General features: G+C 49.7%; 17 protein-coding genes. 7 read left to right on the top strand and 10 right to left on the bottom strand.

Annotated elements, in window-relative coordinates:
- Nucleotides 1-6: 6 nt before the first annotated feature.
- From BP71_RS36645 to BP71_RS36630, 4 genes are all read right to left on the bottom strand, one after another.
- Nucleotides 7-771, bottom strand: coding sequence for an ABC transporter permease (locus BP71_RS36645; RefSeq protein ID WP_496386672.1), 765 nt, complete (start codon nucleotides 769-771; stop codon nucleotides 7-9).
- The gene (locus BP71_RS36640) at nucleotides 771-1,532 is read right to left on the bottom strand and encodes an ABC transporter ATP-binding protein (RefSeq protein ID WP_496386670.1); all 762 of its coding nucleotides are present in this window, start codon (nucleotides 1,530-1,532) and stop codon (nucleotides 771-773) included. The genes BP71_RS36645 and BP71_RS36640 overlap by 1 nt, the downstream gene beginning before the upstream one ends.
- Before the next feature lie 12 nt (nucleotides 1,533-1,544).
- The gene (locus BP71_RS36635) at nucleotides 1,545-2,474 is read right to left on the bottom strand and encodes a pentapeptide repeat-containing protein (protein WP_496386668.1); all 930 of its coding nucleotides are present in this window, start codon (nucleotides 2,472-2,474) and stop codon (nucleotides 1,545-1,547) included.
- 403 nt (nucleotides 2,475-2,877) lie between these two features.
- Nucleotides 2,878-3,273, bottom strand: coding sequence for a hypothetical protein (locus tag BP71_RS36630; RefSeq protein ID WP_496386666.1), 396 nt, complete (start codon nucleotides 3,271-3,273; stop codon nucleotides 2,878-2,880).
- Between the two features lie 305 nt (nucleotides 3,274-3,578).
- Between BP71_RS36630 and BP71_RS36625 the strand changes: the two genes are divergently transcribed.
- From BP71_RS36625 to BP71_RS36595, 7 genes are all read left to right on the top strand, one after another.
- Nucleotides 3,579-5,117: a M57 family metalloprotease gene (locus BP71_RS36625; RefSeq protein WP_496386664.1), complete on the top strand. Its 1,539-nt coding sequence runs from the start codon at nucleotides 3,579-3,581 to the stop codon at nucleotides 5,115-5,117.
- A gap of 428 nt (nucleotides 5,118-5,545) precedes the next feature.
- Entirely contained in the window at nucleotides 5,546-8,461 is a 2,916-nt protein-coding gene (locus BP71_RS36620; protein WP_496386662.1) for a ligand-binding sensor domain-containing protein, read from the top strand.
- A 30-nt stretch (nucleotides 8,462-8,491) separates the two neighbouring features.
- Entirely contained in the window at nucleotides 8,492-9,112 is a 621-nt protein-coding gene (locus tag BP71_RS36615) for a response regulator (protein ID WP_496386660.1), read from the top strand.
- Between the two features lie 69 nt (nucleotides 9,113-9,181).
- On the top strand, nucleotides 9,182-14,434 hold the full coding sequence (locus BP71_RS36610; protein WP_496386658.1) for a BspA family leucine-rich repeat surface protein: 5,253 nt from the start codon (nucleotides 9,182-9,184) through the stop codon (nucleotides 14,432-14,434).
- A gap of 236 nt (nucleotides 14,435-14,670) precedes the next feature.
- Complete coding sequence (locus BP71_RS36605) at nucleotides 14,671-15,225, top strand: dihydrofolate reductase family protein (RefSeq protein WP_496386656.1); 555 nt, start codon at nucleotides 14,671-14,673, stop codon at nucleotides 15,223-15,225.
- A 415-nt stretch (nucleotides 15,226-15,640) separates the two neighbouring features.
- Nucleotides 15,641-15,982 (top strand): hypothetical protein, encoded by a 342-nt coding sequence (locus BP71_RS36600; protein ID WP_496386654.1) that lies wholly within the window; start codon nucleotides 15,641-15,643, stop codon nucleotides 15,980-15,982.
- Nucleotides 15,983-15,991: 9 nt separating this feature from the next.
- The gene (locus tag BP71_RS36595; protein ID WP_496386652.1) at nucleotides 15,992-16,198 is read left to right on the top strand and encodes a helix-turn-helix transcriptional regulator; all 207 of its coding nucleotides are present in this window, start codon (nucleotides 15,992-15,994) and stop codon (nucleotides 16,196-16,198) included.
- A gap of 273 nt (nucleotides 16,199-16,471) precedes the next feature.
- Here BP71_RS36595 and BP71_RS36590 read toward each other — a convergent pair whose 3' ends face one another.
- The 6 genes from BP71_RS36590 to BP71_RS36565 form a co-directional block, all read right to left on the bottom strand.
- The gene (locus BP71_RS36590; RefSeq protein ID WP_496386650.1) at nucleotides 16,472-17,392 is read right to left on the bottom strand and encodes a helix-turn-helix domain-containing protein; all 921 of its coding nucleotides are present in this window, start codon (nucleotides 17,390-17,392) and stop codon (nucleotides 16,472-16,474) included.
- A 99-nt stretch (nucleotides 17,393-17,491) separates the two neighbouring features.
- A complete protein-coding gene (locus BP71_RS36585) occupies nucleotides 17,492-18,364 on the bottom strand; it encodes an SDR family NAD(P)-dependent oxidoreductase (protein WP_496386648.1) in 873 nt (290 codons plus the stop codon).
- Nucleotides 18,365-18,653: 289 nt separating this feature from the next.
- Nucleotides 18,654-18,875: a hypothetical protein gene (locus BP71_RS36580; protein WP_496386646.1), complete on the bottom strand. Its 222-nt coding sequence runs from the start codon at nucleotides 18,873-18,875 to the stop codon at nucleotides 18,654-18,656.
- 194 nt (nucleotides 18,876-19,069) lie between these two features.
- On the bottom strand, nucleotides 19,070-19,750 hold the full coding sequence (gene aqpZ / locus BP71_RS36575; protein ID WP_496386644.1) for an aquaporin Z: 681 nt from the start codon (nucleotides 19,748-19,750) through the stop codon (nucleotides 19,070-19,072).
- Nucleotides 19,751-20,373: 623 nt separating this feature from the next.
- Nucleotides 20,374-21,027 (bottom strand): response regulator, encoded by a 654-nt coding sequence (locus tag BP71_RS36570; protein ID WP_496386642.1) that lies wholly within the window; start codon nucleotides 21,025-21,027, stop codon nucleotides 20,374-20,376.
- 55 nt (nucleotides 21,028-21,082) lie between these two features.
- Nucleotides 21,083-22,445 (bottom strand): T9SS type A sorting domain-containing protein (locus tag BP71_RS36565; protein WP_496386640.1); only part of this gene is annotated, 1,363 nt, incomplete at its 5' end.

Here is a 22,445-nt window from a genome sequence, read left to right as displayed (position 1 = left end):
ACAATCTTACACCCGTTTATACACCCTCATTGCAAAGAAATAGGCCAAAAGGATAATCCCCACGCACCAGCCTAGTGCAACCCATATCTCGTGGCCTACGGGTTGGTTCGAAAGCAGTGCACGGACGGTTTCCAGGATCGGGGTTAATGGCTGGTTTTCTGCGAAGGCGCGAACGCCCGACGGCATCGAAGAGGTAGGCACAAATGCCGAGCTGATCAAAGGTAGAAAGTGTACCGGATAGGCAATGACACTCGCACCGTCCACTGATTTGGCGGACAGTCCTGCGATCGCGCCAATCCAGGTCAGGGCCAGTGTGAACAATGCCAGAACCGCAGCTACGGCAAGCCACGAAGTTACACCGGCAGGGGATCGGAAGCCTATGATGAGCGCAACCAGAATGATCACGGTAATTGAAATCATGTTGGATATCAGCGCCGTCAGAACGTGGCCCCACAGTGCCGCCGAACGGGCGATCGGCATAGAGTTGAACCGGTCGAATATCCCCCGCTGCATATCCAGAAACAGCCGGTAAGAAGTGTAACCAATGCTATTGGCAATGGCGATCAGCAATATCCCCGGCAGCAGATAATTGACATAGCTGTCCGTGCCGGTCTGGATAGCGCCGCCTAGTACATAAACAAACAGCAGCATCATCGCAATTGGCATTATAGTGACGGTGATGATCGTGTCCAAACTGCGGAAAATATGGCGCATCGAGCGCCCGAGCATCACGCCCGTGTCCGTGAAAAAATAGGCTTTGGTCGTTTCCATTAGTTGTCGTGGTTTGTGCCGACAATTGCGAGAAATATCTCTTCGAGTGTTGGCTGTTTTTCAATGTATTCCACTTTTGCGGGCGGGAAGCGCTTTTTCAGCTCCGCTAGCGTCCCACTGACGATGATTTTTCCCTTGTCAAGAATGGCGATCCTGTCGGCGAGCTGCTCGGCTTCTTCCAGGTATTGAGTAGTCAGGAAGACGGTGGTGCCGGAGGTCGCCAGTTCTTTGACGATCTTCCAAACTTCGATGCGGGCCTCCGGATCGAGTCCGGTGGTAGGCTCGTCCAGAAAGATAAGCGGCGAATTCCCTACAAGGCTCATGGCAATGTCCAGCCTGCGGCGCATGCCTCCCGAATAGGTGGAGACCCTGCGGCCGGCGGCATCTGTCAATCCGAAGCGTTTGACCAGATCATCTGCGATTTGATGCGGATGACGAAGGTGGCGGAGTTTGGCGATCAGGACAAGGTTTTCCCGGCCGGTCAAAATTTCGTCCACTGCTGCAAACTGCCCCGTCAGGCTGATCGACTGGCGCACCTGGTTCGGATTCAATGTTACGTCAAACCCGTTTACGATCGCATTTCCGCTGTCCTGTTTCAGCAATGTGGTCAGAATGTTGACAATTGTTGTCTTGCCCGAGCCGTTGGTTCCCAGCAGGGCGAAAATGCTCCCTTTTGCCACCTCGAAATCTACGCCCTTAAGGACGTGGAGTTGCTTGTAGGACTTTTGTAGCCCTTTGACCTGGATTGCCTGGTTTTGCATATTCATCCGTATTTAGATAATGGTGACCTTTGATAAATCGATAACCCGCAGACCTTGAAGTGCGGCATAGGTGAGCTTATCCATCATCGCCCCGTCAAAACAGATGGTTTTCATGGCCAGGTATGACTTGTTGGTCACCGAAAAAGGCAGCGTGAACGACACGTTCCGAAGCGTTGCACCCCTGAACGAAACGTCGTTTAAAGCAGACTTGTCGAACTTGACACCGATGAAGGTCTGCCCGTCGAATGATAACCCCCGAAGATCGCAGCGATTGAAATCGACGCTGTCGAAGACGCAGTTTTCAAATACTGTTTTTCTAATGTCTGTCTTGATCAGTTTGACTTCGATCAGGGATGCATCTATGAATTTTGCACCTTGTCCGGACATCTCCAGGGTGGTACGTACCAGGGTGGATTTGCGGAAACTGGCATCGGTAAGATCAGCGGCGGAAAAGTTGCAGTCTGTCAGATTTGTGCCGTCAAAATTGGCTTCTCGTGCATCGATGGCCTCAAACAAGCTACCCGTCAGGTCGGCACCTTCAAAATTGGCGCCGCGTAAGGTACTTGCTTTGAATTTTCCATGGTGTAAAACAACGCCTGCAAAGTCACTCCCTTTCAGATCGACCGCCGTCAGATTTATCGGAACCAGCCGCTCCTGTGAGCGGGAAGAACCACCGTCTTCCGCTATCGATTGCTTCACAAAAGATTCGACGGGTGCCGTTTCCGGGGCGTTTGACTGGAAGTTTTCTGAAAAATAGTTCAGGTCAACCCCCAGTATTTCTGCCAGCCGGTTAACGGTGACGATATCGGGAATCGATTCTCCGCGTTCCCATTTACCAACGGCTTGCGGACTTATAAATAACTGTTGGGCAAGTTGCGCCTGTGACATGTTAAGCTCTTTGCGCGCTTTGGTAATTTTGTTGCCAACCATATTAGCTTCCATTGAAATTTGATTTTTGTTTTGATTTTAGAACGATGCAAAGATATTGAGGGCGTTTAGGTGAACTGGCAAAAAAGTGGCTACTCATAGTTGTAGTAGCACTATTATTAGTTGTTTTCTAACAACCGTTGGTTGTATAAGGCACAATTCGAAGTTAAATACACGGGCAATGATCACCTGACGGGCCATCCTATCACTTTGCGGTTGATCCAGGGAAGGGCAAAACGAATGGTGCCCCGGAGTGATCGCCGATTTTCTGGAGTGCAAAGCCAACCTTTAGACAGTTTCGCGATTGTCCGGCGGCTTATATCATCAGGTGAGTAACAGATTTTCTTAGTGGATACACAGGGGCGACCTTTTTATTGCGGCTTTCACATTGAAAGGAATTTACCCGTAAATGCTGCATTCAGCTCAATTTCTCCAATCTCAAATACCTCGAAACCCCAAAAATTATCCCGTGCGCCACTACTAATGGCAGATAGAATCCGGTATAGAGCAGCAAATCCTGATGTACGTCTGTAAATATTTTGAGGAGCGTATCGCTTCCTGCTTTCATGTACCAGGCTGCGACGATGCAGAGGAAATAATTAAGCACAAAACTCACCAGAAAGGTCCGTGGCGTTCTGCCGAAGGCAAGCATGGCAATCCCGAATCCAACCGGGAAAACGACGACCGTAGCGGAGAGCCTTATCAGTACGAGCCCCAACAACAATACATCAAATTCAATCAGGAAATAGAGAATGAGTGCGGCTAACGTATCTGCTATAACAAGGAAGAGGCTGTTGACCAGGAAGTATTTCATCAGAGGATCGGTGATTTGTCACTGCATTTTAATGAATTGACGCCTGTTTGCCAACCGTCGCATTTCCGCTAACGGGTGGGTAACACTTTGATATATGCTGCTGCTGACGGGTTTAAACCGGCTCAATCCTATCGGTCAACTTTTTGTATGCCTTCAATCGGGGATGGTCAACACTTTGTATACGCATAAAAATTGCTGCCGATCCCGGCCTGCCCTACGTTTGCATCGCCTTCAAAACCATTTGGTATTCACACAAAAAGAGGCGCAAATAAATCAATCATTTTAGCAACAATTTATCTATTTCCATGAAAAATCTCTTTTCGACAGGTATGCCCCGACGATCGTTATACCTGTTTCACACAATGCTGCTCATCGCATTGCTAACATCTTTCCAGGGTTGCAAAGAACCCGATCTGATTACTGAACCGGCTGTTTTGAAACAGGATGAAAAGGACGCACAGCAACAAACGCTTACCAGTTTTTTAGCAGGCCTCACCGGGACGTCGATTGACAAAGTGAAATATGTTAAAGATAAAAAAATGTTCATTATCGATGGGGACATTGAAATTTCAAGAAGCAGTGCGGAAGGATATCTGAATGCCGGGAAAACAGGAAGGGTCAACCAGCGACGCGCACTCTGGTTGCTAAACGATGATGTTGTGAAAGATATCAAGGTTTATATCAGTCCGGCCGTTACCCCTGGCTGGAAAACGGCCATCCGTCAGGCTATCACGGATTGGAACGCAATGGCCGACACAAAAGTGAATTTCAGGGAAATACTATACGACTTTAACACCGACGTGGTTATAGCGACGAAATATGAGGTCCCGAATCCGGACGGCACACCAAACTGGGTCGCGCGACAATATTTTCCGGATGCCGACGGGACAACTGGCGGTGGAATGACACTTAATACCTACTATAATGCCGAAAACATGCTGTCGATATCCGAAAAACGGTGTGCCATTGCCCACGAACTGGGCCACGCGATCGGGCTCTCCCACACCGATAAACCGGTAGTAGGTTACGTTGACTATCAGGTTTGTGACACGCCCGAAATGGATGAATACTCGGTCATGAACTCGACTGTACGGTCTTGGGTAGGGTTTAGTTATTACGACATCCTCGCGGCACAGGTGCTTTATCCGGCACATACCTGGAAATATTTACCTGGCATGGCTTCCGATCTCGGTGCAGGATATGGAGTCGATAAATCGCTGTGGATCGTTGGCAAAACCGCAGTTAATGGCGGATATGCAATTCAGAAGTATAATTATGCGACCAAAACGTTCACGCTGGTTCCCGGTGGGGCTGTCCGGATAGCCGTTGGCGCTGGTGGTGTGCCGTGGATCGTAAATAGTCTTGGACAAATATTTAAACGTGTCAACAATTCCCAGTGGCAACAGCTGCCAGGAACCGCGCTTGACATAGCCGTCGGGGCCGAGGGCTCGGTTTTCATTGTGAGCACTGTCCCGGCACCCGGTGGGTTTGTCGTTAAATTCTGGAAAGACAATCAATGGAAGCCCATGCCGGGAAGGGGTGCGGTACGGATTGCCGTCAGTACGGAAGGTGCGCCCTGGGCTATTGATAATACCAATAAGGTGCTGAAACGCAGCGGACAAAACCTAGTGGATGCAGGTGGCACCGGAAGAGACATTGCGGCGGGGCCAAGTGGCAGTGTTTTCGTTATCGGCGTGTCACAGGCTCCGGGCGGGTACTCGATAAAGAAATATATATTTGGCTGTTGGTCACAGCTAAGTGGTGGCGGGGTTGCCATCACCACGCACGGAAACGGCGCTGGGCCCGTCGTGATTAATAACCTGGGGCTGGTAACGGAGTTCTGAATTGCTGGCGGGTAAGGTCTGTAATAATATAATGTAAAGTGGGAGGGAATGCCTCCCGCTTTACATTAAGGGCTCCCGAATTCGTTGCAAGGTGGCTAATAGAAGAAAGTTTCTAATGTCGGAGGAACCCCAATGACTTGGTCGTCGCAGATGGATTGGAGTGCCCGGTTGCAAAGAATTTTCAATGGTGACTCTTTCAATCGGAATTTATTAGAGACAGGACAGCGTTGGTGACGAATGTAACCTGTGTGTTTGTAATATAACTTTGTAGAAGTTCTCAATAGTTTACGAACGCAGTATATTAAAACTATTGCCAGATCCTTCTACTTTTATGCCGGAAGTTTACGGATAAATGAAAAAGGATGATTTCTTCGCGCAATGCAGGACATTTTCGAATAGCAGAGTTGTTGTTAATCTTCTGGTGTTTTTTGGGGGGCAAATCAGCCGCCGGTCAGGATTACGCCATCACGAAACTGAAACTTTTTCCCGACCGAGACGAGGTGTTGATCAAGGGTTTAACAATTGATAGTCAGGGTTTTATATGGTTTCTGACGAATGGCGAAATCTACCGGTATGATGGTTACAGGTCATTGGACATCCTCAAAACTATCGCGGGCCAACCGCTCACCGACGATATGCCGCAACACATCCTGGCTGATCGTCAAAACCGTTTGTGGATGGCAGGGAATGCCAACTTGGGCTACCTCGATCTGAAAACCTGGAAGGTGCATCCGGTGGATTCTAACCTGCTCCCGCCCATCCAGGACCGTACCGTGTTTTCCATAACACAATTGGCCGACTCGACCATTGTAGTGGCTTACGAAAATGGACACCTGCTGTTGATCAAAAATAACAGGTATGTCCGCGTTGATGATTTGTACGAGCGCAGTAAAAAGGCCGCCAACAAGGTTTCGCCACGATGCATGACTATCTGGAAAAATAAAATCTGGGTAGGCACGACGGGTGGTGGCTTGCTATCGATAGCTCCCGGTCTCGAAGGGCGAACGCAATACCGTCAGCTACCTGGCCTGGGCACCGTTGTGAGGAACCTCATCGCACATCGGGATACCCTGTTTCTTGATGTTTCTGAGCGGGTTAGCTACCGGTTTGAAGAAGGGATAGCAACCCAGTTGAAGCCCCGGGGTTTTGAGCTGTCAGAAGATAAGTATTTCGTGTTGAAGGAAGGCCGGGAAATGCATGCCTATGCCGAAGACGATGCGTTGTATTTGCTGGATACCAAACTCGGGCTCCGTCAGAAACTGGCCATTCCTACCAAACACCGGTTCAGGCCTGCGGCGATGAATATCTCCGGCGATGAAATTTTGCTGGGGACAGAGGAGGGGATTTTTGTGGCGTATCCCAAAACGAAGGGACTTTCGCAACTTATTCCGGCTAATCCGGGACTCAATAAAAGTACGCGGGGTATTTATGTTTATCCCGACGGGTCATTGTTTTACGCTACGTATAATGGCGCCGGTTATATAGAACCGGACGGGAAGTTATTTCCGTTCCAGGAATTGAGGCACGGATATGTGATGCTGCCGATGAATGAGAATGAGATGCTGGTCGGCACGGAAGGAGGTTTTTTAAAAGTCTTTAACCGAAGACAACGCCGGGTCGAAACCTTAGCTTACACGCTTTCCGAAAATGCGCGTAAAAAGTACGCCGCCCACTTGCCGATCTATGTGATGTGCCTGGCCGAGACCCCAACCGACTATCTTATTGGGGGGATGAATGGTCTCTGGTTGCTCGATAAAAAAAGTCACCAGCTCGACAGGTACGAATTAAAAGTGGGTTCGCCCCATGCGCTTGACCTTCAAATCCGTCATATTCAGCAGCTTCCGGAGCAGCGTTTGCTGTTAAGTACCAATATCGGTCTTTTTGAACTTGACCGGGGGGAATTAATTAAAAAATACCCGGAATCCGGCAACATGGGTGTATACAAGACGACTGTTATCCGTGACACCATTTGGGTCGCTACACAAGGCAACGGATTGGTCGCGATTGATAACAATGGCCGGATACTGGAAAGTCTGACAACAGCCGATGGGTTGAGTAATAATTTGATTTACAGCCTGGAATGGGTAGATGGTGTAAAAGTGGTGGGTACGGCCAACGGACTCAACCTCATTGACGATCAAAAACGGATTCGGCGAATCGGAATGGCAGAAGGATTGAACCAGTCGGAATTTAATTCAGGTGCGTCGTTCGTGGACAAGGCCAGAAAGCGGGTGTTTGTAGGTGGGTTGATGGGCTACACCATTTTGGATATGAAGCAGGAGTGGTTTGACAAGAATGACCAACTGGAGAGTTATGTGGCCGAGATACATACTTCCACGGGTAAAGCAGGTGAAAAATCAGGAGATTATACATGGCCTTACCGTAGGGAACATCAATTATCGCTGAATCCAAATCAAAGCGTTACCGCGCTGTATGTTGGTACCCCCCGTAATTACCGTGCAGACAGCGAAGTAACTTACTCGCTGAACGCAGGTGATTGGGAGCCGTTAATCCGGGGGCAGTTTATCTCGCTCATCGAGCCGTCACCTGGTCGCTACAACATCCGTCTGCGCACCCGTAGTACGGGCATGGAAAGCAAAATGAACGACATCACCCTAGTCAAAAAACCCCATTATTTCCAGACCTGGTGGTTCCGGGGCCTGCTTGTACTATCTGCTGTTTTGTTGGTGGTGGCCTGGTACCGCACCCGGATCGCTAAGATCCGACGCGAGCAGGATATCCGCAATCGCATCGCAGCAGATCTACACGATGAAGTGGGTAGTTCATTGACGCGGATCTTTTTTCAAGCCAGTAATCTGGCGACCAATCAAATCCCCGCAGAAAAACAGGAAAGGCAGTTGGAACTGATTGCGAATACAAGTAAGCAGGCGCTCCTGACGATGAGTGACATGGTTTGGTCCATCGATTCGCGGTTCGATACGATGAAAGACCTGGTGATCCGCATGAAGGATTACGCATACCGGCTTCGGGAAGAACTGGATTTTAGCTATCGGTTCGAGGAACAGGGGGAAGAAGTGTCGGGCAAGGTTTTCCAGGCTGCCCGGCAGAACCTGTTTCTGATTTTTAAGGAAGCCCTGACCAACGCAATCAAGTACAGCGACGGCTCGGAAATCGTCATTTCACTGCAGGTAGGAACGACCGTACGGCTGGTAGTCGCCAACCGCTATCCGGAAAACCCTGTTTCGGTGACTGATCGCCAGGGCGGGCGCGGGCTAGAGAATATGGAACTACGTGCAGCGAAAGTCGGCGGAAAACTTTCCGTGACCGATACGGACGGGATGTTCCAGGTGATGTTCGAACTACTACCCAAAAGAGGGATATAAATTGGCAACAGGGCAGTATACTTTTGCATCATGATACGACTGGGCATTATTGAAGACGATGACGAAATCCGAAACATGCTGGATCTATATTTCAGAAACCAGCCCGGTATCTCGGTTTTGCTGTCCGCATCGTCGGTGGAAGCTTTTTTTGAGCAATGGGGCGACGCAATCTACCTCGATATAGTGCTGTCCGACATCGGCCTTCCCGGCGAGTCGGGCATCAAGGGAATATCCCGTATCAAACGGCGGGCACCGAAATGCCAGGTGATGATGCTCACCGTGTACGACGACGCCAATCGGGTATTCCAGGCCCTGTGTAACGGAGCTTCCGGCTACCTGTTGAAGCAAACACCCTTGCCAAAAATTAAAGAGGCGGTTACCACCATGCATGAGGGCGGCGCGCCTATGTCGCCCGGGATTGCCCGGAAGGTAGTGGAATACTTCAATCCTAAAAACATGGCTCAGTTACCGGAGAACCTGACGCCCAGAGAAGGGCAGATTGCCGCGGCGATTGAAGAGGGCCTCACTAACAAGGAAGTGGCTATTCGGCTGGATATCTCGCTGGAAACCGTGAAGTACCACATCAAACACATCTACGAGAAGCTGCAGGTGAACAGCCGCCACGCGCTTATCAGCCGAAAATATAAGTAACCGACAGATGAGTTATCCCCCAAAAGAGGGATACCATAGCCGCTTTAAAAGTATTCACTTTGTAGCACTATGGAAAAACTTATACCGTTGCTGCCTATGCGCCAGACACTTTTGTGCGCAATCCTGTTGTTTGTGCTGCTCCAGCTATCGGCGCCTGTTGCCTTACGAGCCCAGGTAGTCCCAGGTGACCCAGGAAATTTTATCACCACCTGGGAATATGCCCCTCCGGCGGGGACATCCAATTACCAACTGGTCATTCCGACGATCCCAGGTGAAAATTACCTTTACGATGTCTATTGGGAAATTGGGGGAAGCACGGGACCAAAAGGCAACGTAACGGGTGTGACAGGCGATTTTATCCTTTCAACAAGGGCTCTCTCAACCCGGCAAACCATTCGGATAGAGATTGCCGGACAGTTTCCCCGCATCGGCTTAGAAAGGTTGGGAGAAGTTAATCCGCCGGTACGGGGAACTATACCACTGACACTACTTTCTGTGGAGCAATGGGGCAATATAGCCTGGAAATCCATGGAACGGGCATTTTATAAAGCCAGATTTCTTCAGATCAATGCAACGGACGCTCCGGACTTGAGTGGCGTTACTTCGCTCAGGGAAATGTTCTTTGGCGCCGAATCAATCAATGCGCCCATCGGGCATTGGAATGTTTCCAACGTAACGGACATGAGCGGATTATTACGGGATGCCCGTAGATTCGACCAGGACCTCAGCGGATGGGATGTCTCCAAGGTGACCGATATGTCCTGGATGTTCTATCGAACCGAGAAACTCAATCGGGATATCAGTGCCTGGCAGGTATCTGAGGTAAAGGATATGAGCTATATGTTTGGTTTGTCCAGAATCTTCAACCAGGATATCAGTGGCTGGAACGTTTCGAAGGTCGGGAATATGAAGCAGATGTTCTTTGGCAGCTGGGCATTCAATCAGTCCCTGGACTCTTGGGACGTGAGCAAGGTTTCCGATATGAGTGACATGTTGACGGAGGCCGCGCTTTCAAAGGAGAACTACGACCTCACATTAACAGGCTGGGCCGCGCTGAACGAATTGCAACACGGCGTCACATTAGGTACGCGGGGACTGACTTACTGCAATGGGGCTGAGGCCCGGCAGCAACTCATCGATCAGCAGGGGTGGACCATACAGGGGGATGCCCCGGCTTGCGAATCGATGCTCCTCTTCGTACAAAAGGAGGATGGGAATAGTCTCGTTATTCTTGCCGAAGGAAGCGACGCGGTTCTGCAGGTAAAACAAAAGATACAGGATAAAGCAGGGATCCAGCCTGATCAACAGCAGCTTTCCTTTAACGGGAATGACCTGGACGACGGACGGACCCTGGCCGACTATTCCATTCAGAACGGAAATATACTGAACCTCAGCCTGCGACTTGCAGCTGACATCACCCCCAGCGAAAACAATATTCTTTATGTAGACATCAACGTGAATACAGCTGCCACCGGTTATACCGGCGCGGGTGATTCATGGGCAAATGCTGTACCACAGTTGGCAGAAGCACTCAAGTGGGCGAGAACCAAACACGACGGAGGAAACGCCGGCTGGAATGACAGCAATCCGCTGCGCATTTATGTGGCCAAAGGGACCTATCTGCCTGCCTATCATAGCGGGGACGGGGCTTATACCTCGGACGGGGGACGCCAGAATGCGTTCGTTATGGTACGTGACGTACAGCTTTACGGAGGCTTTGACCCATCCGCAGGGGTGGAGGATCTGGATGATGTGCGTATCCTGCCTGATGTCAACAATCCGGGCCAGGGTACGGTACTGAGCAGCGACCTTGCACGAAATGACCATGAAGAGGATTTTGACGGGCATATCGAGAATGCGTACCATGTGCTCGTGGCGGCTGGTGAAGTTGGGGTTGGAGGTGTGGATGGTTTTACTGTTACAGGTGGTGGTGCCACCAGTGAAGAAGGATCTAATAACCTGAGCGTAAACGGGCAACCAACTACGCAGATGGCCGGTGGCGGGATGTTTGTAATCAATTCATCCCCTTCGTTAGGCAACTGCCTGTTTTTACGAAACATAGCCACTTTGGGAGCAGGAATGGATATCATCGGGGCGGTCTCGGCGCCTTCGCTCGCCAAATGTACTTTTTACGGTAATTCGGCTTCCGAGGGTGCAGGAGTCACCAATTGGATGTCGGCTCCTGTCTTAACCGAATGCGTGTTTTTGGAGAATGTGGCATCTCAAGGCGGCGGCGGGATGTACAATAGGGAAGCTACTCCTTCGCTCACCCATTGTACATTCAGGGGGAACTCGGCGGATGCAGGCGGAGCCATGATGAATGTCATGTCTGTTTTTTCACTTTCCATGTGTGACTTTTCAGAAAACACCGCCCAGAATGGCGGTGGAATGATGAATACTGGCGGTACGATTTCGCTGACAGCGTGCCAGTTTTCAGGAAATTCAGCAACAGCCGATGGAGGAGGGATACACAGTATTCAGTCCGGACTTTCGCTGGCCGGGTGCACTTTTGTGCAGAATTCGGCCGACTCACGGGGCGGTGCCATGCGAAACGACCGATCTACCGTAACAATAAAACATACCAGGATTTTGAATAATACAGCCGGGCAAGGCGGTGGTATTATCAATGAATCGTGTCCGGTTGTTTCGCTCGCCAATTGCACATTTTCGGGGAACACGGCGACGGTGGCTGGCGCAATGATTAGCGGTCTGTGTGCATCCGTTGTGCTCACCAACTGTACGGTTTCAGGGAATACGGCCAGTCAGATAGGTGGCGGGTTGGTTAGTCTGCAAGCGCCTACTTCTTTGGCCAACATGATTATCTGGGGAAACGAGACAAACGGTATTAGCACCGCACCCGAGGTATCGTATTTCAACATGGCGGGCGATCATCTTCCTGTGATTTCGAATAGTTTGATTGCCAATTGGGGTGGAAGTTCCAATTGGGATGGCAGCAGGGGTGTAGACGGCGGCGGTAACATTGACACCGATCCGGGATTTGTGTCCCTTACGCCGGGCGATGCAAACTACCTGCACCTGGCCGATTCAAGCCCCGCGCGCAATGCAGGCAATAACGATGCCTATACGGCCAGCGGCGGTGATTTAGCCAATGACCACGACCTGGCGGGCAACCCACGGTCCTCCGGCACGTCAATCGATATGGGCGCCTATGAAAACCAAAAATCAGAAGTTGTTCATCACATCCGCTATGTGGATGCAGAAAACGGAGACGATAATGACGACGGCATCACCTGGGCCACGGCGTTTAAAACATTATCCCACGCATTGAGTGTTGCCAATACAGATACCGGTATCGAGTCCGTATTGGTTGCAAAGGGTACCTACTATCCAACCGGTATGGCAACCGGTGCAAACCGGGAGAGTACTTTTAATATCGGGCGCGGAGGGATCAAACTCTACGGAGGTTACCATGCTGGCACCGGTGAAAGAAATTTGGTGGCCAACACCACCATTCTAAGCGGAGCGATCGGAAATACGGACCTTGCCACGGACAATAGCTATCACGTGATGGTGGTTGCAGGTATCCCTTCCGAAGCGGATAGCATTGTCGTTGACGGGTTTACGATCAAGGATGGTTACGCCAACGGAGCGGGGAACACCACCTATAACGGAGAAGCCATTGCGCAAAACTATGGCGGGGGGATTTATTGCAAACGGGATGCGCTTGGCTCAAAACTCCGGTTTGCGAACCTCTCCATTCAAAATAACTATGCGGCGTTTGCCGGCGGAATGTTCAACGATGAACAGTCATCACCCCTGCTTGTCAACAGTATTGTCAGCGGCAATGCCGCGATCAACAATGGCGGGGGAATACTAAACAGAAATGCTTCTTCGCCGATCCTCATCAATTGTACGATCGTGGGTAACAAAGCCAACGACGGTGGAGGGATTTTTAACAACTCAAATGCCTCACCTGCCATACGAAATACCATTGTTTATGGAAACAGTAGCGGGATCAACAGCTACGGAGGCAGCAATGCTACGATAACTAACAGCCAGGTACAAGGCAGGGCCGGTGGAACAGACGGTAATATCGATGGAGGTGTAAACCCCGGTTTTGTGAATCCGGTAGGTGCCGAACTTGCGCCAAATGCCAGCGGTGAATATCGTCTGCAAGCATGCAGTCCGGCCATCAACCGCGGGGAAAATACAATGCTTCCCGCCGGACTTACAAAAGATGCAGACGGGAATATGCGTACGGTACACACTATGGTGGATATCGGGGCTTTTGAGTACCAGGGGGTACTTCCGGAAGGCAGCGCCACGCTGGCCCTGCATAATGATGAGAGCACAAAGAATATCAATGGCGCAACGGATTTCTGGGGTAATGGCCAGGCATGCCGGCTGATCGCCAGGGTAGAACCTACCGGTGCCAACCCGGCCAGCGGAAGTGCAACCGCCAAAGTGGAGATCGATCCCGAGGTTGCTTTCGATAACGGCGCGCCTTATGTTCAAAGACATTATCTGATCAATGTGCAATCGGGCGAATCCGCCAAAGTAACCCTGTTTTTTACGCAAGCGGAGTTTACCAGCTTCAATAGCGAATTGCCGGGTGGACACCTTCCGGCTGATCCTACCGACGAAGTCAATAAAGGAAATCTGAGGATATTCCAATATCATGGTACCAGTGGAAGTAAACCGGCGGATTACCACGGTTCTCCACTCACTGTAATTGACCCGCAAGATCAGGAGATCAAGTGGAATGAGGTCAGTAAGCGGTGGGAGGTAGGTTTTGACGTGGAAGGTTTCAGTGGATTCTTTATCGGGTCAGTTGCTAATCCGTTACCTGTAAAGCTCGTTTCGTTTTCGGGATCTGCCAACCCCGAAAATGAGGTCACACTTCACTGGGAGGTTGTGGAACAGCAGGGGATTGAGGCCTATCAGGTTGAATATAGCGCAAATGGTACGGCTTTCCAGCAAGCGGGAATGGTAGCGGCTACCCAGACACCGGAAGCCAGTTACACCTTCAGACATACTCCGCTGCGAAGTAAGGCGGTTGTATATTATCGTCTCCTGATATCGGAAGCCGATGGAGCCCGGAGTTATAGCAAGATCATTACCGTGAAATTCCCGGACCGATCTGTTCCGGTTGCCTATCCTGTTCCGGCTGATCAAGGTTTTTGGGTCAAAGGGCAGGGAGTAGCCGGTACCAAAGCCAGCCTTGTCAATATGCATGGCATATCGTTAAAAACATGGACTTTTTCATCAGATCGCCAATACGTGGATATTAGTTCGCTGCAAGCGGGCGTGTACTTCATTATATTCGGTGATGGAACTTCCCTGAAAGTAGTCAGGAAATAGCAGGAGAGCCAGTATCAAGCCTCCTGGTTTGTCACCGGAAGACTTTCGCGCCCGTAACGGAACAAATATCGAACTGAAACACTTGGCTGGAAGATAGCTGAACTACGGTTAATCAGATTGAGGGATCAAACTTGTCTCAAATGCCCCCTGAATATGTTTGAAATGACCGCGGTAACGGATTTGCAGTTAGTTATTTTTGCTGCAGTCCAAAACCTAATCAACCAATTTGATCACGTATGAGAAAGATAATCGCCGCTATCAATATGACGCTCGACGGTTTTTGCGATCACACTGCGGTCTCGCCCGATGAAGCAGTGCACGATCACTACGGTGAGCTTCTGAAAAATGCCGGTACTGCATTGTACGGCAGGAAAACTTATCTGCTGATGGAGTTCTGGAAAGGCCTGGTGGAACAACCCAGCGGAGAAAAATCGATGGATGATTTTGCAATGAATATGGACGCTATTCCCAAAATCGTATTTTCCCGCACCTTGCAAAGTGTGGATTGGAAAAGTGCAAAGGTTGCTACCCGCGACCTCGAAGCGGAAACGCTGGCGCTCCGGGAGGAGGATGGCGGTGACATTCTGGTTGGCAGCCGCAGCCTGATTATTGCCCTGATCAACCTAGGCCTCGTTGATGAATTTCAGCTGATGGTCCACCCGGTGGTGGCGCGAAAAGGTTTGCCTTTATTTGACAAACTGGCAGACGGAGTGGTTTTAGAATTGACCAAGACGCACACCTTTGCCAGCGGTGCTGTATTACTGTATTATGCTCCATCGAAGCAACAATAGCTGAACCGAACGTCTATTTTCAGTGCGGATATCAGTCCGATACTTCGAAAAACATATAGGCACCCGCCGCGCCGCTCAGTTTCCGTTTACAAATTTGGTCTCTAATAAACAGGGAGTATCATAACCACGAAGCCCGCAATACCGGATACAGTTTTGCGGGCGTTGTTGTTTCAAATTACTTTTCCTGAGCCTGTCAGCATTGGTACATACCCTATGCACCTGTGATATTGGACAGGTCGGTGTAGTTCCGGACACTCGCCTTACGAAAGGGGACGGGTGCTGCACGATCCGATGAAAGGGTGATGTGGCCTGTGACCTAAATACTCGATGGTCAAGGAAGTTAAAAATGACAAATTAACTTGTCTTTTTAATAAGTATGCTTTACATTTAGAGACTCAAATCAACGTACTAAATCATGACTAGAGTAATTAAGCTCGCAAGTTTAATGCTAGTAACAATTGGTATCATTGTCTTGTTTTTCGACCCTCGAACCGGTGCTGAACTTCCCTTATTGATCGGGCTCTTCATAGGCTTTGTGAGCCGAGACAAGATGGAAGATGAACGGGCGTTACATCTCAAAACATCATCAGCCTATATCGCTCTTATTGTGGGATACGGCCTTAAGTTGCTGACTAGCAATCTTTACGATCACAGGCTTATTAGCTTTGAATTATCGGAAATAAATCATTTTCTCATTCTCGTTTTTGCGATCGCAACAATTCTCTATTATTCAAGGGTTTACCTGTCAACCAAATAATTTTTATTAATGAAAAATTGTTTGAAGGTGGAAAGAGCAAAGCAGGACCTTACACAGGCGGATCTGGCAGAAAAGATAGGTGTGTCCAGGCAAACGATCAACTCTATTGAAATCGGCAAATATACGCCTTCAGCTATACTGGCATTGAAAATTGCCGCGGTATTTGATGCTCGTGTGGAAGATGTATTTATTTTAGAGGACAGCGACTGGAGGTAGTTTCTTGTACAGTGTTCCGCAAAACGTCCATTTCGGCAGACCACGCGAACGGTGACTATCATTGAAGTTGCGCCCGAAGACCTTGTCTCAAATAGCCATCTCACATTTCAATGACTCAAAAGCTTTCGATCTGCTGACTGATTGAGACGAATTATCCATAACTGGCACCGAAATTTTCAGCACGTGTTCCTGGCTTTTCAGCGTGTAGTTTGTCGAACTGAATAGGTGGTACTTCCTGATGGATTTTGTATTCAACTGATACGTCTGATCCGCTTAATTGAAAGATCGTCTGAATTCCAGTGGGGAAAGGTTAGTTTTTGTTTTGAATAGTTTACTAAAAGATTGCGGGTGCTCAAATCCCAGAGCATAAGCTACTTCCCCGACAGTCAAATTGGTAGCGGACAGGTTTTCTTTTGCCCTTTCAATTACTTTATCATGAATGTATTGCTGGGCATTCTGCCCGATCAGGGACTGCAGCATATCACTCAGGTAACTGGGCGATAAGTTTACCTGTTCTGCCAGATAGCCGACCGTCGGCAATCCCTGGTTTATGGAGGTTTGATTGGTAAAATAATGATCCAGAACCTCTTCCAGTTTTTGGAGAAGATCATGGTTTATCGCTTTGCGGGTAATGAACTGGCGTTTGTAAAAACGGTTCGCATAGTTAAGCAACAATTCAATTTGGGAAACAACCACGTCCTGACTGAAATCGTCGATCCTGTGGGCCAATTCTTTTTCGATCATTTTAAAGATCTCGAAGATCGTTGCCTTTTCCTCTTCTGAAAGATGCAGTGTTTCCCTGGTTGAATAGGAGAAGAAGCCATACTGTCTGATGTTTTTGGCCAGGGAATATCCTAAAAAGAAGTCGGGATGAATCAAAAGCGTATACTCGGAACAAGCGCTGAGGTCGTTGTCATTGCTACCCACGACCTGGCCCGGAGAAGCGAACAACAAACCGCCCTCATCAAAATCATAATAGCTCTGGCCGTACTTCAATTTGCCATTCAGTTTGGGTTTATAAGCTATTTTGTAGAAGCCGAGAACGTGGTGGTGGGCAATCTTTGATTCGTCAACCTGTGTATAGGAACCGTTGACCAAACTGACCAACGGGTGCTGGGGCGCTCGTAGGCCAAAGGCCCGGTGCGCGTCGGCCAGCGATTCCATTTTTTGGGGACTGTTTTCTTTTTTATTCATCTGCAAGAACAGAAAATGATAACCGATAAGCAGGTCGACTATCGGTTATCATGGATGCATTATAAAGCATTTTTACGGTCTGCGGGTTCCATATTCACATTAACCCTGAGCCGAGTTGGAAACCGCTTCCCACGCTTCCCAGGTGGCCAGCCGCTCTGCATAGGCCTCGCGTACCCAGGGCAAACATTGGCAGCCGAGGAAAAACCGGAGTGGTGGTTCCGGTGCATCGACAATCTGAAAGAGAGCCTTTGGCGTGGCATTCGGATCACCTCGTTCCATGTCCTTCAAACGCCCAAAGAATTCCTCTTTAAAAGCTGCGTAGATGTCCAGGCCCCGGGCGAACTTCAGGGATTCCGGCGTTCCGAACCCGGTGGCATAGGCGCCCGGTTCGATAATGGTTACGTTGATCCCGAATGGTTTAACTTCCTCGGCCAGGCTTTCGTGGATGGCTTCAAATGCCCATTTCGAAGAAGCGTAGTAGCCGATCACCGGCAAGGTTACATGTCCAAGGTTGCTCGATGTGCCGAGGATGTGGCCGCCTCCCTGTTTTCTCAGAAGGGGCAAGGCCGCCTGAATAACGGAAACCGGGCCAAGGATGTTGGTTTCATACAATGCACGAATGTCGTCCGCGCTGGATTCCTCGATGGTGCCAACCAGTGAATAACCGGCATTATTCAGGACAATATCAAGCTTGCCGAAATGAGCGTGAGCTTGTTCGACGGCTGCTTTCGCCTGCTCGGGCCTTGTTACATCCAGCTCGAGTATGAGCACGTTTTCGCCGTATTTTTCTCTCAGGTCGGCAATGCTCTCCAGGTTCCTTGCGGTAGCCGCCACCTTGTCGCCACGCACGAGGGCGGCCTCGGCCCAGACGCGCCCGAAACCCCGGGAAGCGCCTGTGATAAACCATACTTTATGAGACGGTATAGTGGTTTGTGCCATTTGCTGGCCTGCATTTTCATTCTGATGTATCATGTATTTCCTGGTATTTAATGATACGTCAAAGGTCAGGATCTGCAATTGGCGACGTGTAGTCTAATTGAGGGGATGTGTAGTCAAAATGAGGAATGGGCTGCGAGAGCGGGCTTGGTCGAATGTAATTAAACTTCGGTTTAGCTGTAAACCGCTAAGAAATGGGCAAATCCTATGTCCCGGGGAAAACGGACGAAAAGCTAGACTGTTCAGATAGCCTTGCTTAAATCTCCGAAAGTGTGAGCGTGCGTCATCACCAGGGGCATGCCGTAAAACACCCTCAACGTGTGTCTTAGGAAATGTTCACGCTGGGTACGCGATGGATATCCAGCCAGTTGGCAAAGGCTCTCAGGTCCTCGGGTTGATGATGGATAATTTCTCCGTCTGCAGTTAGAATTGTGAAAACGTATACAGATTGCAGATAGCGTACGAGTCTGCGCCCGGAGTATGGAAAGCCGGGAAATAATAAAGCCGTCTGAGCCGGCCGGTCGTCGGTTTTTTTGAGAAATTTCATGAAGAGTGAAGATCAATGGAGAAAGCGAATGCCTTGCGTTTTTGTCGAGGTACCAGGCTTTGAATCAAGGCAACGGCAATTAGCTTTAGGCATCCTGTAACAAGTAACTTTCTCAGGTCGATATTTGTAATCGGGCATTCACAAACCAAAAACAAGAAATAGGATTAGACTTTGATGGTGGAGGAGGGGGCTTATCAGTTCTTATCGAGCAGATATTTGTAAACGGTACCGGCCAAAAACGCGCCTGCCAATGGTGCTACGATAAAGAGCCATAGCTGCTGTGTAGCCCATCCCCCCACAAACAGGGCCTGGCTGATGCTGCGTGCCGGATTAACGGATGTATTGGTAACAGGAATACTGATCAGGTGGATCAATGTTAATCCAAGTCCGATGGCGATACCGGCAAAGCCGAAGGGAGCCGACGGGTAGGTTGAACCCAGGATGATGATCAGGAACATAAAAGTCATTACGAACTCGGTGACCAATGCCGCGGTCATACTATACTTGCCCGGCGAATGGTCACCGTAGCCGTTGGCGGCGAAATCGCCGATGGAAGACCCGTTGCCGGTAACTATCACGTAAAGTACCCCGGCGCCCGCGATGGCTCCGGCAACCTGCGCCAACATATACGGCAATAGTTGTTTGCCCTCAAAGCGCCCCCCGGCCCACAGGCCCAGCGAGACGGCCGGATTGAGGTGGGCGCCCGAAATATGCCCCAGGGAGTATGCGATCGTCAACACTGTCAACCCAAAGGCTAACGAGACGCCCAGCAGGCCGATTCCAACCTGGGGAAAGGCTGCCGATAATACGGCACTTCCACAGCCGCCCAAAACAAGCCAAAATGTTCCGATAAATTCAGAAATGTAGTTTTTCATTTGATTGTAATACGGATTAGGTCCACTGAAAAACGATTTATTGTTGTGATTGAACACCTGATAGTCAGTTTCTTGACAGATACACAAGCATCAACAAGAGGATAAATATCAGTGTATGGGCCCAGTCTTGTTTGCCAAAACGGGAAGGATCTTTAAACATCATTGTAAGGTGTGCAACTCCTGGATAATCTTAACGTCCGGGCTGAATCTGACAGCCCGGACTTGTCAAGTGTATCTGATGCCGGCAATTTTGTGTGTGCTGATAGTGCCGTCAACAGGGCCAGGTGCAAATGTGTCGTTGTGGCCCACTGATCTCGATCCATTGGACCACAGTTCGTTAAAATACATTTACACCCCAAACGTTATGTGAAACTACTGCTTACCGGGCAGTCAGGCAGCTCTTGTTCCTGACCCGGGTTTTTCCCGTGTGCTGCCTTGAATAATTCTCATCAAAGATAGACAACAAACTTTGATCAAGTTGTCGAAGCAATTATTGTTTTATGACGATATATATCTACGAATTTGGTGTTTTTTGTCATTTGATCCTGCACTTTGATATGGGTTGGGTGAATTCGACAGATTTGATCTGTTTTTAAATTTAGTTTGTGGGTATTAAATGAGCATTAGCGTGTTTCGAGCCTGGGTGTTGGCCAAACGACGATAGCCTTCTGAAACAATTCGAAGTTGTCCGCTACATTCATTTTTCTGTAAATCCGTTTTTTATAGGTGCTGATGGTGTTGCTTTTCAATTTTAATGTAAAGGCGATTTCCTTGGTGCTTTTTCCCTGAATCACCTGGCTCATGATAGTACTTTCGCGTTGGGAGAGTTGCGTGGGGGATTCCAGGTCGCTGATCTGCTGACCCGTATTGATGTGCGGCAGTAGCGAAGCCTGCAATTCTACGCTCATGTATTTTCCGCCGGAACTGACTGTGCAGATTGCCCTGGCGAACTCCTTGATTTTGGATCGCTTGGAGATAAATCCGTTGGCGCCGGCACGCATGAGCGACAAGGCGTATAGCTTTTCGGAGAATGCAGAGTAAAACAGGACCGATAGTTCTGGCCGGATGCTTCGAAAGCGGCCGACAAGTGCCGGTCCGACCTCCCCATTTATGCTAATTTCGCTGATAACCAACTGTATATGCTCTTTTTGGAGGATGCTTCCTGCCTCGTCCAGGGTTGCCGCCTGGAAGAGCTTGTATTCACTGGAGATGTTTTCCAGAAAGAGCTTCATGCCGGAACGGAGCATAGTTTGATCGTCTACAATGAGGATGTTCATAGTGGAGAGGGATAAAAGGTAAAAAAAGTGGCCCGGGGAACCGGGCCACGATGCACTATTTAATATGGACGAATTTGTGTGTGTGAACAGATCCGTCAGTGTGTGTGATGCGCAGGACGTATACGCCCGCACCGAGCTTGCTCACATCTACTTTACCAGAGTCAACCGGTCCTGAGCTGTAAACCTGCAAGCCTGCCAGGTTATCGATCCGAATGGCCTTCACCTGTTTCCAGCTGGTAACTTTGAGCGTCAGCTCATTGTTTACAGGGTTCGGATAGATACTGCTTTCGAGCTTGCTTTCGAAGCGGACGTCTCTGATGGCGCTGAATGCAAATGTGCCGTCAACATCCACCATTTTCAGTCGGTACAGGTTCTCACCGGTTTCGGGCTTGCGGTCAGTGAATGTATAGGTCCTTTTCACCTTGCTTTCACCTTGCGCCGCCACGCCACCGACCATTTTCCATGCCTTGCCATCGGTGCTGCGCTGGATTTCGAAACGGTCGGAGTTGGTCTCTTCCGAAGTCACCCAGTTCAATTCAGCAGTGTTTTCACGGGCAGTAGCAGTGAACGACACCAGGGTCACCGGAAGCGGTTTCTCCCAGCGGATCGTGTATGGTGCAGGCGGTGATTGTTCGCCGGCCTCGTCCACGTAAGCGTACTCGAAAGTAGTGCTGGTATATCCCGTACCTGTCAACTTGATGGCCAGTGAGTCAGGATTGTAGTTAGGAATCACCTGGCCTTCTGTCACCAGCACGCCGTTGTAATACAGCTCACCGTTGTCAGGTAAGGTAGTGATCACCACGGTGCGGTCTCTGCCGCTGCCGTTCAATGTGCCGTCCTCAGGGTCGGCCCCGGTCAGCTGATCAGGCGTGGTTGTGCCGGCGCCTGTGCTGGTATGCGTACCATTGAGGGGTATGATCTGGTCCACAATCGGTTGATCGATCAGGTAGTTCTTCGGATCCGCCACCGGTGGCTGCTGCACCCCGAAGTTGGCATTGGTCACATCGGTAGTAGTTACCACAATATTGGGCAAGATACCATTGACCGTGCCATCGCTTCCCGTATTGGCACCCAGGTGTTCACCGGTGTTATTCCAGCCGGTTGGCAAACTTGGTGTCGTCGAGCCGGCCGCTGTCTGATGCAGCACCACGCTGTAAGTGCCAGGCACTACATTGCCGAAGTCATAAGAACCATCGGCCTGTACAGCCACGGTCGCTACTGCATTTCCGGCGGTATCCACGAGCGTCACGTACAATCCTGTTGGAATGGCAATGCCGGAGGTTGTATTAACTGTGCTATCCGTCAATGCGTTGGCATCATGGAATACATTACCTGAAAGGCCTACAACCGGAGTGGTGAACGGCTTGGTCACTGAACTTTCGTTGCTTTCCAAACCACCGTTGTCGGTTACCGTGAAC

Source organism: Dyadobacter ginsengisoli DSM 21015 (assembly GCF_059568735.1).
This window is presented reverse-complemented; position numbering and strand designations above follow the sequence as displayed.

Excerpts from the sequence above, each read along its gene's own strand:
- BP71_RS36645 (WP_496386672.1), bottom strand. The coding sequence starts at position 771 with ATGGAAACGACCAAAGCCTATTTTTTCACGGACACGGGCGTGATGCTC.
- BP71_RS36640 (WP_496386670.1), bottom strand. The coding sequence starts at position 1,532 with ATGCAAAACCAGGCAATCCAGGTCAAAGGGCTACAAAAGTCCTACAAG.
- BP71_RS36635 (WP_496386668.1), bottom strand. The coding sequence starts at position 2,474 with ATGGAAGCTAATATGGTTGGCAACAAAATTACCAAAGCGCGCAAAGAG.
- BP71_RS36630 (WP_496386666.1), bottom strand. The coding sequence starts at position 3,273 with ATGAAATACTTCCTGGTCAACAGCCTCTTCCTTGTTATAGCAGATACG.
- BP71_RS36625 (WP_496386664.1), top strand. The coding sequence starts at position 3,579 with ATGAAAAATCTCTTTTCGACAGGTATGCCCCGACGATCGTTATACCTG.
- BP71_RS36615 (WP_496386660.1), top strand. The coding sequence starts at position 8,492 with ATGATACGACTGGGCATTATTGAAGACGATGACGAAATCCGAAACATG.
- BP71_RS36610 (WP_496386658.1), top strand. The coding sequence starts at position 9,182 with ATGGAAAAACTTATACCGTTGCTGCCTATGCGCCAGACACTTTTGTGC.
- BP71_RS36605 (WP_496386656.1), top strand. The coding sequence starts at position 14,671 with ATGAGAAAGATAATCGCCGCTATCAATATGACGCTCGACGGTTTTTGC.
- BP71_RS36600 (WP_496386654.1), top strand. The coding sequence starts at position 15,641 with ATGACTAGAGTAATTAAGCTCGCAAGTTTAATGCTAGTAACAATTGGT.
- BP71_RS36595 (WP_496386652.1), top strand. The coding sequence starts at position 15,992 with ATGAAAAATTGTTTGAAGGTGGAAAGAGCAAAGCAGGACCTTACACAG.
- BP71_RS36590 (WP_496386650.1), bottom strand. The coding sequence starts at position 17,392 with ATGAATAAAAAAGAAAACAGTCCCCAAAAAATGGAATCGCTGGCCGAC.
- BP71_RS36585 (WP_496386648.1), bottom strand. The coding sequence starts at position 18,364 with ATGATACATCAGAATGAAAATGCAGGCCAGCAAATGGCACAAACCACT.
- BP71_RS36580 (WP_496386646.1), bottom strand. The coding sequence starts at position 18,875 with ATGAAATTTCTCAAAAAAACCGACGACCGGCCGGCTCAGACGGCTTTA.
- aqpZ (WP_496386644.1), bottom strand. The coding sequence starts at position 19,750 with ATGAAAAACTACATTTCTGAATTTATCGGAACATTTTGGCTTGTTTTG.
- BP71_RS36570 (WP_496386642.1), bottom strand. The coding sequence starts at position 21,027 with ATGAACATCCTCATTGTAGACGATCAAACTATGCTCCGTTCCGGCATG.